Source organism: Cyanobium sp. ATX 6E8 (assembly GCF_024346335.1).
Lineage (GTDB): Bacteria > Cyanobacteriota > Cyanobacteriia > PCC-6307 > Cyanobiaceae > Cyanobium_A.
In genome coordinates this window covers 1-12,657 of the sequence record NZ_JAGQCT010000003.1, presented here as the reverse complement: position 1 = coordinate 12,657, position 12,657 = coordinate 1, and the positions used below count along the sequence as shown (strand labels likewise).

The window sequence follows — 12,657 nt, the reverse complement described above, 5'->3', positions numbered from 1 at the left end:
AGCGAGATCTGCGTCTTCGTCTCAATGCCAGCGAAGGGCTCTGGGAGCTGACCTGCCCAGCCAACAGCGCATTGATTGCGCTCCCCCTGATCCCCGCCCTTTACCGCCTCGGCCCCCAGCCTGACCTCCCCTGCGCCCAGTGGGCTCCAGCGTCTGAAGGGTTCAGCGCCTTGGAGTCCCAACTGCCGGCGCCAGGTGTTGCGGAGATCCCCCAGCCTCTGGTGCAGGCCACCCCTAATGGCTACCAGCTCGGCTACGACATCCTCGGCCTCACCTACTGGATGCTGGCCCGCTGTGAGGAGGTGAACCCACCGGCGGAGCTGCTCGACAGTCACGGCCGCTTCCCGGCAACCAGCAGTCACGCCCTGCGCCACGGCTACCTCGAGCGGCCGATCGTGGATGAATGGCTGGGGGTCTTGCGTCAGCTGGTGCAACGTATCTGGCCGCGCCTGCCGCTGCAGGAGCACCAGTTCCGCATCGTGGTGAGTCACGACGTGGACGCACCCAGTGCCTACGGCTTCGGGCGCAAGCGCGCGCTGGTGCGCAGCATGGCGGCCCGGCTGCTCAAACACCGCGATCTGGCCGTGGCTCTGCAAGCTCCGCGTATCCGCCTAGCCAGCCGCCGCCAGCTCCATCCCGCCGATCCCTTCAACACCTTCGATTGGCTGATGGATCAGAGCGATGCCGCCGGCATCCAGAGCGCCTTTTATTTCATCTGTGGCCGCACCAACTCGCAGCTTGATGCGCAGTACGAACCTGAGCATCCCGCCATCCGCGCCCTGATGCGTCGCATCCACCAGCGCGGCCATGAGATCGGCCTGCACCCCAGCTACAACACCTGCCACAACCCCAGCGCCATCGCCTCAGAAGCTGCTCGCCTGCAGCGCATCGCCACAGAAGAAGGTATCCAGCAGCCGGAATGGGGCGGCCGCATGCACTTCCTGCGTTGGCAGTGGCCCACCAGCGCCCACGGCTGGGAGCAGGCCGGCTTCCACTACGACAGCACCCTCAGCTACGCCGATCGTCCGGGTTTCCGCTGTGGGAGCTGCCACGCCTACCCGATGTTCGACCCCGTGGCCCAGCGCCAGTTGAAGCTGATCCAGCGGCCGTTGGTCGTGATGGAGTGCAGTGTTATCGCCGAGCGCTACCTCGGCCTCGGTTACAGCCACGCCGGGCTGGCTCTGATCCAGAAACTCCAGCAACGCTGCCGCACTGTGGGCGGAAAATTCACACTACTTTGGCATAACAGCAACATAACAGGTCAGAAAGATAGAGATTTTTACCAAAAAATCTTAACGGACAATCCTTAACCATTTATATCATTGCATGGCGAAACTAACCTCAGTCTGCTCTGTGATACCCAAGATTTTTAATAGGCATATTCCCCCACCATCAGTCTCCGCAAATTTTCGCGATAAAGCGTGGTAACTATTACAAACCTTTTCAATTTCGACTGACCTTAAAGCGACTAATTCTGCGAGCTAAATTCTAATTTATATGCCCCCACTTCTGAGTCGGATAGCCAGACTTAGTTGTGCGCAATGCTATGTTGTCTTTAAAAGCTTTCAGCATTCATTTCAATCAGTCAAAATAATCTTTCGAGTATGAGTCAGATGTTTTCAGTGAATACTCATTTTCTTCGGCTGTATGTATTAGAAACTTATTTCCCAGTAGCTAGAGCATTTTCTCTATGGGGCACCAATTGGTTTCATACATGTCTCAGATTAGGCATTCAATCTATTATACAGGATTGCATGAGAGAATCATGAATATACTTCTTGTCAACCACACGTCTTTCGGCTCCTCATATGGCGCTACATCTAGTTTAAAATTGCATTTGCAAGCTTTAAACAATTACGACTGTAATTATAAATTTTCTCTAATATCTACTTCCAAAAAAACACATATTGCCAATCTTCTCAGAGCTTATAATATTGACGAGTACTTCCAGGTATTCTTGCCGTGGACCTACTCTCATGAGTATACTCATTACAAAAAGCTTAAGGCTGCACTTTCTAACAGCGTGGGTTGGATTAGCTTTTTCCTTTTCCTTATTAACTCACTGCTAAAGCATAAAAAATATGATATAATTCATTTAAATAGCAGTGTACTTCTTTATTTACCACCCTTATTAAAGTTGACATTCGGTAGAACAGTCAAGGTGGTTTTACATGTACGCGAAAAAGTTATTAGGTCGATCCCAGGTTGCAACTTTGCCTTGACTTTTGTGGATGAGATTATATATATTGACAGTTCAGTAAGAAAGCCTTTCGTTTTTTTCTATCCACATTCTAATCAAACAAATAGTCATGTGGTTGGAAACTTGGTGGATCCACCTCCAGTCAAATCTATAAGAAGAGTTGAAGAGTATTTTGAATCTTTGAAGGGTAGATTTCTATTTTGCATGGCTGGAATGTTGAGTGATCATGATAAAGGCACTTCTTTTGTTGTAAACGCCTTCATAAATTCTGGCCTATGGAAAAAAAATGCAGCATTAGTGTTAATAGGTAAGATTGGAAAAACTAATTTCAAGAAGCTCACTTATAACCCTCAATTATCCAATTCGGTGATTTGGATTGATGAAATTGAAAATCTATCACTTTCTGGTGCTTACAGCTATGTAAATGCAATAGTACGCGGTGAGTCATCTTTTAACCCGGGCAGGTCAGTTTATGAAGCATTAGCCAATAACATTTATGTGCTTATGCCAGGATCAAAAGAAGAAGTAAAGAAAGATCAAAATCTATCTAGATTCGCCCCATTACTTTGTATCTATGAGCCTAGAGATATGCAAAGCCTGTCGACCATGATGAATGAGGCCTTTTCTAAAAATACCCCATCTTTAAGCAATAATCTGACTTCAACTCTCTATGATCAGTCTAATTATGCCAGACTAATTACAGGAATCTATAGATAACTAAGGCAATGATTAAAGTAATAGCCTTGTGCGCCTCTTACAATAGAAAAAACATTACGGCCCGTGCCATTTCTTCTTTATTTCTGCAATCTATCTCCAGAAATGTTGATCTAAGGTTTCTCGTCGTTGATGATAATTCCACTGATGGAACGAAGTCTTACATCCTTGAAAACTTTCCTGGTGTAACCATTTTACCCACGGATGGTGATTTGTATTGGGCACAATCTATGACTTTAGGGCTTAAATTTATTAAAACTGAGATGCCACTTTACGATTTCTTACTCGTATATAATGATGATGTTGTCTTTGATGATAATTCAATTGATCGATTGTTAGAAAGTTTTTATTTTCATTCCTCGAGTTTGCAGCAACCACCTTTGATAGTAGGTGCAACAAGATCTTCCAAGTGCGGGCTAGTGACATATGGTGGATTATTGCCTTACCCCTATAAACTCTATCCAATTGGATTCAGGCAAGCGCCAATATCTAATTCCCCTCAATATGTCAAGTCTCTAAATATGAACATAGCATTGATTCATAAAAGTGTAATTGATGAAACTGTTTTTTTGCAGCCTTATTTTCGGCATGGAGGCGCTGATTGGGAATTTGGTCTGCAGTGCTATAAAAAAAGAATATCTATAATCCAACCCGCAGGCTCTTTTGGCATCTGTGATCGACACCCACCCAGCATGAGAATAGAGTATCAACAAAAGCTTTTCACCAAGCTAAAGATGGCAGCTTCCATTAAGCACTTGCCCTTGTACCCTCGATTGAGATATTCTTTTGCTCATGGCGGTATTCTATGGCCGATATGGTTCTTAGTGCCATACATAAAAGTAGTATTACAACATTTGCTGCAAAAATTTCGATGATATACAGCTCGCTCAAACTGAGATTAAATCTCCTTCGTTTCGGCTTGCCCTATATACTTTCAGCTGGTATTATTGGAAAGGGAATTGATGTCACTCAGTCTTATATAAAAGCTCCAAACTCAATATGGACACCTGCAGATTTTATTGGTGGTTTGGCAAGTACGTTGACCATTTCCGGAATTTATGTTGGAGTTTATGTTGTTTCGTTCTTGCTTTTGTTTTCAATATCCCAATTCTATTTTTCAAACGCTACTAAATATCCCATTTTATTTTCGGCATTAGCCTTGCTTTCTTGGCCTTGCTTTCTCGGCGCAACTAATACTCTTAGGCAAGGCATGGCTTTGGCAGTATTTGTTCTTTTATTGAATTATAGGTCATCTTTAATGGACCTGAATCTTAAGTCTAAACAACTAATCTATAAACATATCTCCATCTCATCTCTGCTACTTTTTATTTTGTATTTTACTCATCAATTTGGACGAATGCTGGCTGGAGCTTATTGCATTGCACTGGTTGTTAACTTTGTTTCGCGAAAATTGCAGTTCATTAATCAATATCTCAGGCTACTAGCGCTATCCATCCTAGGTTTATTTGCTGGAAATAGCATCAATGCGTCCAACTATGATAGATATGTTGGATTTGAGAATTCATTCAACGTTTCCTATGCTTTAATAATATTCTTTCTTCTCTTCAATGCTTTGATCTTTTCATATCCTTCATATCGAAATCTCTTATTTTCTAGACCTGTCATCTTTATTATTTTTGAGATTGCATGGTTTTCTTTGGGAGTTTCTCTGTCCCCCCTTATGATCAGTTCTTCAATTCTTCAAGAAAGAGTTGCTTGGATCTTAGCATTAACTATGATTTTAACGACACCTTGCTTGATTTCTTTCAAGATTAAGGCAGATTTTATCATCGTTCCTTTTATCTATACTGCTTTTTGCATGCTTTCACTTGCTTTTGTTGGATTTAAAAACATTTAATTACTTAATCAAGAGTCAGAAGTTCCTGGCTTCTATAGCTTGATTTATTGAATTTAGATTAGTCTATATGCCATGCAACTTCAGCTCATTGGTTGCAATGCTGCCTTAAGACCTCTACTTTTGAAAGTTACTTGATACTCATTATCCATTTAGAGTCTACCCAAACCACCTTAATCATGAGATCAAACTACCGACCAGAGATTGATGGCATAAGAGCTTTTGCAGTGATTGCAGTAATTATTAATCATTTTAATAAGAATGTCTTACCCGGCGGCTATCTCGGAGTAGATATTTTCTTTGTAATATCTGGCTATGTAATCACCTCATCTCTGAATGGTCGGAACAGCTTAGATTTCAAGGACTTCATCACTGGTTTTTATGAACGACGAGTAAAGCGTTTGATACCAGCGCTTGTAGTATTTGTCCTTGTAATGAGCCTATTGATATCACTTTTTAATCCTCTACCAGAGGAATCCCTGAAAACTGGGTTAACTGCTTTGTTTGGCTTGTCAAACATGTATCTTCTGAAGCAGTCAACGGATTATTTTTCTCAATCTACTGATTTTAACGCCTTTACCCATACATGGTCCTTGGGAGTTGAAGAGCAGTTCTATATTATCTTTCCTTTTCTAATTTGGTTTTCAGGATTTGGACGTCAAACTATAAATGGTTCGCGCAATTTATTCCTAATTGTCGGGATACTGTCAATTGCTTCGCTTATTGGGTTTCAATATCTCTACTCAACAAATCAACCAGCAGCATATTTCCTGATGCCATCAAGGTTTTGGGAGATGGCAGCAGGTTGCTTGATTTTTATTGGATTTCAGAAACGGGCATCTATTGAAAAATTCCTAGAACGAGTGCCACCCTTACTTATTCTAGCACTGATAATCGTAGTGATGTATTTACCGATGTCGATGGCATCTTCAGCAACTATCTCTGTGGTTGTATTGTCATCAATTCTAGTCGCTTCATTGAAGAACCAGACAGCTGCTTTCAAGATTTTCACCCACCCAAAGATCGTCTATATAGGATTGATCTCTTACTCGTTGTATTTGTGGCACTGGGGTGTTCTCTCAATCAGCCGTTGGACTATTGGTATTCATTGGTGGACCGTGCCTTTCCAAGTCGGATTAATGATAGTCCTGGCGCTTGCTTCACATAGTTGGATTGAGACCCCACTTCGTAAAGGCGATTGGTTTGGTAAGAGATGGGCAACATTGCTGTCGGGTGGAAGTTTCTTGGCATTTTTGTCAGGTCTCATGCTGCTTCTTATTTTTCCATTATCGGGTCGTTTATATTCTGGTAATCGGAGTGCGTTTGCCTCTTCAATATTTGGCTATGGGCAAAGTTGCAATATCTTTTCAACTATTACATCCTACAGTAACTTGTCAAACTGTGTTACTGAAGGATTACCTGATGCACCTACTCTATTCGTTGTTGGAGATAGTCATGCTTACCAATATAAGGATCCAATTGCCTACGAAACAACCAAATCTGGTTTTGGGTATTCTGTAGTTTGGGGAAATTCCTGTTTATTCCCTGCTGCGATACTAAATCTTGGAGGATTAGTATGCTACGAAAATCAAAAAAATGTTGAACAATGGCTACTTTCTACTGTCAAACGTGGGGACATTGTAATAGTTGCCAACGCTCTTTCAGGCCATTTCCTTAAACCTACTGGTTACCATCTACCCAACAAACAATTAATAACCCGCGATTTGGCTTTGCGCAGATACGCAGCTGTGTTTATTGATTTTTCAAATAAGATTTTACAAAAAGGTGCCAGAGTTGTTTTCTATACTGATGGCTTGAGGTTTCCAGGAATTATTCAAGGACATTTATGTGCGATGGAATGGTTTCGCCCACACCCTGACACTATTTATTGTTATCAAAGTAAGCATTTACACATAAGTAGAGTCAATTCTGATTTTCCGTGGTTAAGTTATTGGGCTGATAATAACTCAAAAATTTTATGGCATGCGAGCAAACTTCAATCTAATTGCAATGAAAATATTTGTGGTGCCTTTGCTTATTCTGACGCAAATCATTATGATCATAGAGAGACGTCATTGATATTCAAAAAGTTCATCCATTCCTCCGACTTATTTCAATATTGACTATTACATTATTAACTAATAGTCAAATATTTCTATACCTTCTGGCAAGGCTGCATCCTTTTACTTGTATAGGTTTGTCCTGTAAAACACATAGATAGTATCTTCTATTTTTCTCTTTAATATAATGTAAGAAAGTATTTGAGTTTTCATGGCATCTTATGAGCATAAGATGCTTTAATTCTACACGCCGTAGATGAATCATTGTTTCAAATTTCTCTGACTTCATCTGATTAACTCCTTATACTCTAAATTCTTCTTCAAACATTTCGTTTAATTTATCTCGCAATTCTTAAAAGGCATAGCTGCTCCATACTTCTTGAGTTGTAAGCCCTTTTCTAATGCAGGTTGCCTTATTCTGTTGCACCCAATAAACCTATCTGAGTGTCTATTTCATGGAATTTCTTTTATCTTGCCGTTAATTCAATTATTTTAATCTTCTAATGTTGATCTCTGTAATCATCCCTTTCCACAAAGATATTTCAAAGCTTAAAGACTCTGTCTATAGTGTGCTTGATCAAGATCTTACGGATACCCCAATATCTTTTGAAATTATCATTGGAAATGACAGCAACCTTACTTCAGCCGAATTAAAAAGTGCGCTTGCATGCTGTGAATCAGATACCATTCCAGTCATTGTCGTCAAGAACAAATATAAGCGTGGGCCTGGCGGCAATCGTAATTCAGCAATTGATGTATCATCTGGATCTTATTATGCATTTCTTGATGCAGATGATAAATGGGAACGTTCAAAAACTCTTCTTCAGTATCGTTTACTAAAAAGTGGAGCAAATTTCATCGCATCAGCATATACTTACTTGGAAGATTCCATTATAGTATCTCCCCCCCCACGGCTTTTGGGAGGTAAATCAATTTTTTATTCTAGACGCCCTATCGGTACTTCTACTGTAATTGTTTCTAGAACACTTCTGCCATCGCCCGCTTTTACCGATTTGTGGTTCTGTCAAGATCTTGCTCTATGGACAACTGTTCTGAAAAATCCTCTATGCGTATATTCATCTCTTAATATACCTTTGGCGGTGTATTCAAGGAAGAACGGCCGAACTTCTAAGGCTTCTGTCCTAACACTCTTATGGGCATACTTTCATGCTTCAATTATTTCGGGAATTAACTACTGCGAAGCCATTGTATTGTCAACTTTCTACCTTGTTCGAGGTCTGTATAAAAAAGTCTTTCGTGTATTTTTAAGTAAAGTTGCAAAACTTTTGGCTTTGTTGTTTTCGCATTCTTCATTTCTTAGATTTGCAGCCAAGACTTACTTTTATGTTTCTCAATCACTTTTGTTTGACCTCATTCATGGATCTAATACCTGTTTGCGGAAAAGGTTTGACTCAATATATGAGGCATTAAATCGTGATGATGTTTACTATGTTGCCGTAAATACTGATGTATTTGTTGATGCGGTTGAGAGGTGTTACGATTTCATTGGATTATTGGGCTTACAAGCCTTAGATTTTCAGTTCGTAGATCTTGGGGTTGGCAAGGGTAAGTCTCTTATGCTACTTGCCAAGTGCTTTGCTGAAAAGCATGTAAAGTACCCTACTTTGGGTATTGATATATCTTCTGACCTTCTTGATCAAGCTAATACCAATATTCGTTCGCTTACACCTGATTCAAATTTTACTCTCGCTAATTCAGATGCTTCCAGATTTTGTGAATATACTCTTTCGAACGATTTCATTCTGTATGCGTACAATCCATTTGGACGGAGGGTCTTTGAAAGTGTTATTGAAAGAATTAGTTGCTCATCACATGTCTTCATTGTTTATGTTGAGCCTGTTCATTCTGATCTACTTTGTAGTACCGGCTTTATTCAGATTTATCATAGGGAGCCTCTTGCTTTCGAAACAAGAGCACGAGAATACTCACTTTATTATCGCCCCCCCTCTGCTGGTGCTTAATGCAGGGCTGATTCAAAGTCTGATCACGGGTTAGGGCCTGGTTGGCGCCTCGCCATCGCCAGCAGTGCCCTGATGTCATGCATCACTGTCTGCAGGCCCTCTCGGATCGAGTCTAAACCGGCCAGGCGCAGCAGGTTGTGTCCAGCGGTGCGCAGCGCTGCCATCACGCTGGCACCGTTGCCGCGGTAGCGGTGGTCGTCTTCCCGCAGTTGGGTCTCGCGGATCCAGTGCCAGCTCTCGATACTCCAACGCTTTCTCACCAGTCGCAGCAGGGCATCTGGGGTGGTGCGCAGGCTGGTGATGAACCGGTTCGTGGCCTTGAACTGCTTGCCATCGCGGGTGCCCGAGGCGATCACTTCCGCAATCCAGCTGGTGCCATGCCAGTTCGCCTTGATGTGCTCCGGAGCTTCTTTCGCCCTCAACGTCCAGCGGATGTCACGGCCATGGCCGATCTCGTGATCGGCTGCCATGAAAGGGATGTGGCGTTTTCCCAGCAGTTGATCGGCGATCTGGCGGTAGAGCTTCTTTTGGTTGGCCTTGACCGTCAGCAGGAAGTCGGCACCCTGCTCCTTGAGTTGTCGAAAAACGCTTGCTGCGTGTGGAGCGCATCCGCCTGGATCAGCACGCCCTCAAGGTCGAGCTCCCCGAGCAGCTTCTGGAGCACGGCGCGCTCGTGATCCTCTCCAGTGGTGTAGCAGGCCTGAGCGATCGCCACACTCAAGGCTGCCGAGTAAAGCGTCACCTGGGCGATGAACGCAGAAAGCCGCGTCCCCTCTATTGGTGTAAAAGCTGAGAGCCCAGCCCCGGCGTAGCCGGGGCTGGCAGACCGCTCCTCAGACGCCAGTCGTTGCAGGGGGTGGGCAGGCCCGCTTCCCTGGTTTGAGAACCACCTCAACCAGACGAACCATGCCCACGACGAATTCTGGCGCCTCTGCCCTGGCGCCGCTACTGGATGGCAGCAGTGCTGGGGAGCTGATCCCTGAGCTGGTGCGCCACGGCCTGCAGCAGCTGATCGAGCTGGAGGTGGCCGCCGTGCTCGGCGCTGAGCGCCATGAACGCAGCGACGACCGCCTTGGCTACCGCAATGGCTACCGGCCCCGACTGCTCACCACCCAGGCGGGCGACATCGACCTCCGCATCCCCAAACTGCGGTCTGGGAGCTTTCTCCCGTCGATCCTCGAGCCACGTCGGCGTGTGGATCAGGCGCTCTACGGCGTGGTGATGGAGGCCTACGTCGGCGGGATCTCCACCCGCAAGGTCGACGCCCTGGTAGCGGCCCTGGGCGCAGCGAGCGGCATCTCCAAGTCCGAGGTGAGCCGCATCTGCGCAGGCATCGACGTGCAGGTGCAGGCCTTCCTCAATAGGCCCCTGGAGACCAGCGGTTACGCCTACCTGTATCTCGATGCCACCTACCTGCACGGCCGGCTCGGCAAGGCGATGCAAGTCTGCTCGCGGGCGGTTGTCGTCGCCATGGGCGTCAATGCCGACGGGCGGCGTGAGCTGCTCGGGATCCAGGTTGGCGACAGCGAAACAGCAAGCTTCTGGGGCGAATTCATTGGCTCGCTCAAAGAGCGCGGCCTCACTGGCGTCAAGCTGGTGGTCAGCGATGCCCACGTAGGCCTCACCAACGCAATCCGGCGGATGCTGCAGGGCAGTTGCTGGCAACGTTGCCGTGTCCATTTCGCTCGCAACCTCCTGCAGCGGGTTCCGAGAGCCCACCAGGGCATGGTTACAGCGGCACTTCGCTCGGTGTTCGCCCAGGAGAAGGCCTCTGAGATCGAGGCTCGCTGGGACGATCTGGCCAGCTCCCTGGTGGAGCGCTTCCCCAAGGCCGCTGAACTCATGGCAGAAGCCCGAGAAGACGTGCTGGCGTTCCGCCACTTCCCGCCCCAGCACTGGAAAAAGATCTGGAGCACCAACCTGCTGGAGCGGGTCAACGAGGAGATCAAACGCCGCACCCGTGTGGTCGGCATCTTCCCCAACGACGCCTCGATCACCCGCTTGGTGGGCGCGGTGCTGCTGGAGCAGGATGAGCACTGGCAGCTCGAGGGCCGGCGCATGTTCTCCGCCGAGAGCATGACCGCCATCCCATCGCTTGCTGAGCTGCCGGCTCAGCCTTCCCTACAGGAGGAAGCAGCCTGAACCAAGCCCCCAGCTGATCGGTGCTGAAGCACCCAAGATTGCAAGAACAGCCAAAAACTGATCAGCAATCCAGGCGAAAGACTTGACAAGTCAATCGCCTGGATTCATGGTGGAGAAACGAGGTGCAACTGCACCTCGGGAATGACAGCCCGTCATTCAACCTGTTCACCCTCAGATCAGGGCAATCAGGCCTCAGCTTTTACACCACGCAAAGGGACGCGGCCCTGCAGAGCGGCGTCCCATGGAGTGGTGTAACTCGGGGGGATCAGCCCCGGCGTAGCCGGGGCTGACGGCTCAACTCCCTCAGTCTTTAGCTGTGGCAATGGGTGGGCCGGTCTGTGACCCTGTTCGGAGCACTACCACCAAACCGAACACAGACCATGACCCATACCCATAGTGGCGCCTCCGAGCTGGCTCAGCTCATCGAGGGCACCACCGCTGGCGCCCTCATCCCTGAGATCGTGCGCCGCGGCTTTCAGGACCTGCTGGAAGCAGAGGTTTCTGCCCTCACTGGCGCCCAGCTCCATGAGCGCTGCCCGGATCAGCGCTCCACCCACCGCAACGGCTACCGCCAGCGGCTGCTCACCACCCAGGTCGGCGACATCAGCCTGGCCATCCCAAAGCTGAGGCAGGGCAGCTTCTTTCCCGACTGGCTCGAACCCCGCCGCCGGGTCGACAAGGCCCTCTACGCCGTGGTGATGGAGGCCTACACCGGTGGTATCTCCACCAGGAAGGTCGACGCCTTGGTGGAGGCGCTGGGCGGCGCCAGCGGCGTCTCCAAATCGGAGGTAAGCCGCATCTGCCAGGGCCTCGACGAGCAGGTGAAAGCCTTTCTGGGTCGGCCGCTGGACCATGCCCATTTCCCCTACGTCTACCTCGATGCGACGTACCTGCACGGCCAGGGCCGACTGAAAGTCAGGCACAAGGCAGCTGGCGCGGCCATGCTGGTGCCGGTTTTGTCGGGACTGCTCCCGTCCGTTGGCCCATTCTGTTGCCAGTGCTGATCTGATCGCCTTCCTGCAGGCCCTGCCGGAAGGACGCAAGCGCAGAGGAGTGCGTTATCCCCAGTGGTTGCTGCTGTTGATGGCAATTCTCGGCATCCTGAGTGGCTGCCGCAGCGCCAGGGATCTGGAACGTTTTGCCAGACGCCATCACCAGGCGTTCGGCGCTGCCCTGGATCTAGAGCTGCCCAAGGCGCCCTGCGACTCCACCTTCCTCTACCTGTTTGAGCGGGTGGAACTCGAGCAGCTCTTCGGGTTGCTCAGGGAGTGGATGATCGCTCAGATCGCAGATCAGGACAAGGATTTTGATCAGCTGATCTGTGACGGCAAAACCCTGCGCGGGTCCGCTGCGCAGCCCGATGGCGCCGATGGCGCAACGCGGTTTGTCGCCCAGGTCACGCTGTACGCCCGCGAGCTGGGCGTGGCGATTGCCCAGACCTCGTTTGACACCGGCGAATCCCACGAGCGCGCGGCCCTCAAAACCTTGCTCAGCACCCTGGAGCTCGACGGCGTTCTGATCCAGGCAGATGCCTTGCACACCTCGCCAGCGTTTTTCAGCTCGCCGCCGAGCAGGGCTGTCAGATGTCAATCAGGTTGAAAGGTGGCGTCAATCTGGTTGACCGGTTGACGCGGTTCTTTCAATGCCTCCTGATGGGTGAGAACCCTGTTGGGATCGTGATCGTGACCAGGGCTGTCGCGACGC

11 protein-coding genes are annotated in these 12,657 nt (G+C 47.9%); 10 read left to right on the top strand and 1 reads right to left on the bottom strand.

The window, feature by feature from the left end; translation table 11 throughout:
• Positions 1-221 precede the first annotated feature (221 nt).
• The 6 genes from KBY70_RS03590 (at position 222) to KBY70_RS03565 (ending at position 8,811) form a co-directional block, all read left to right on the top strand.
• On the top strand, positions 222-1,310 hold the full coding sequence (locus KBY70_RS03590; protein WP_254987422.1) for a polysaccharide deacetylase family protein: 1,089 nt from the start codon (positions 222-224) through the stop codon (positions 1,308-1,310).
• 908 nt (positions 1,311-2,218) lie between these two features.
• Positions 2,219-2,917 carry a hypothetical protein gene (locus KBY70_RS03585; protein ID WP_254987421.1) on the top strand — a complete coding sequence of 233 codons (699 nt, stop codon included), beginning with the start codon at positions 2,219-2,221 and terminating at the stop codon, positions 2,915-2,917.
• Positions 2,918-2,943: 26 nt separating this feature from the next.
• A complete protein-coding gene (locus tag KBY70_RS03580; RefSeq protein ID WP_254987420.1) occupies positions 2,944-3,789 on the top strand; it encodes a glycosyltransferase in 846 nt (281 codons plus the stop codon).
• Entirely contained in the window at positions 3,720-4,772 is a 1,053-nt protein-coding gene (locus KBY70_RS03575; protein ID WP_254987419.1) for a hypothetical protein, read from the top strand. Before KBY70_RS03580 ends, KBY70_RS03575 begins: the two co-directional genes overlap by 70 nt.
• 176 nt (positions 4,773-4,948) lie before the next feature.
• On the top strand, positions 4,949-6,892 hold the full coding sequence (locus tag KBY70_RS03570) for an acyltransferase family protein (RefSeq protein ID WP_254987418.1): 1,944 nt from the start codon (positions 4,949-4,951) through the stop codon (positions 6,890-6,892).
• 443 nt (positions 6,893-7,335) lie between these two features.
• Entirely contained in the window at positions 7,336-8,811 is a 1,476-nt protein-coding gene (locus tag KBY70_RS03565; protein ID WP_254987417.1) for a glycosyltransferase, read from the top strand.
• 23 nt (positions 8,812-8,834) lie between these two features.
• Here KBY70_RS03565 and KBY70_RS03560 read toward each other — a convergent pair whose 3' ends face one another.
• Positions 8,835-9,359, bottom strand: a complete 525-nt coding sequence (locus tag KBY70_RS03560; protein WP_254987602.1) for a transposase — start codon at positions 9,357-9,359, stop codon at positions 8,835-8,837.
• Here KBY70_RS03560 and KBY70_RS03555 point away from each other — a divergent pair.
• From KBY70_RS03555 to KBY70_RS03540, 4 genes are all read left to right on the top strand, one after another.
• Positions 9,255-9,488, top strand: a complete 234-nt coding sequence (locus KBY70_RS03555) for a hypothetical protein (protein ID WP_254987416.1) — start codon at positions 9,255-9,257, stop codon at positions 9,486-9,488. The two genes, KBY70_RS03560 and KBY70_RS03555, sit on opposite strands and share 105 nt — an antisense overlap.
• 229 nt (positions 9,489-9,717) lie before the next feature.
• Positions 9,718-10,953 (top strand): IS256 family transposase, encoded by a 1,236-nt coding sequence (locus KBY70_RS03550; RefSeq protein WP_254987415.1) that lies wholly within the window; start codon positions 9,718-9,720, stop codon positions 10,951-10,953.
• Positions 10,954-11,333: 380 nt separating this feature from the next.
• Positions 11,334-11,957: a transposase gene (locus KBY70_RS03545; protein WP_254987414.1), complete on the top strand. Its 624-nt coding sequence runs from the start codon at positions 11,334-11,336 to the stop codon at positions 11,955-11,957.
• On the top strand, positions 11,932-12,552 hold the full coding sequence (locus KBY70_RS03540) for an ISAs1 family transposase (RefSeq protein ID WP_254987413.1): 621 nt from the start codon (positions 11,932-11,934) through the stop codon (positions 12,550-12,552). The genes KBY70_RS03545 and KBY70_RS03540 overlap by 26 nt, the downstream gene beginning before the upstream one ends.
• Positions 12,553-12,657 lie beyond the last annotated feature (105 nt).

Coding starts and splice junctions, on each gene's coding strand:
- KBY70_RS03575 (WP_254987419.1), top strand. CDS start 3,720: ATGGCCGATATGGTTCTTAGTGCCATACATAAAAGTAGTATTACAACA.
- KBY70_RS03570 (WP_254987418.1), top strand. CDS start 4,949: ATGAGATCAAACTACCGACCAGAGATTGATGGCATAAGAGCTTTTGCA.
- KBY70_RS03555 (WP_254987416.1), top strand. CDS start 9,255: ATGGCCGATCTCGTGATCGGCTGCCATGAAAGGGATGTGGCGTTTTCC.
- KBY70_RS03550 (WP_254987415.1), top strand. CDS start 9,718: ATGCCCACGACGAATTCTGGCGCCTCTGCCCTGGCGCCGCTACTGGAT.
- KBY70_RS03545 (WP_254987414.1), top strand. CDS start 11,334: ATGACCCATACCCATAGTGGCGCCTCCGAGCTGGCTCAGCTCATCGAG.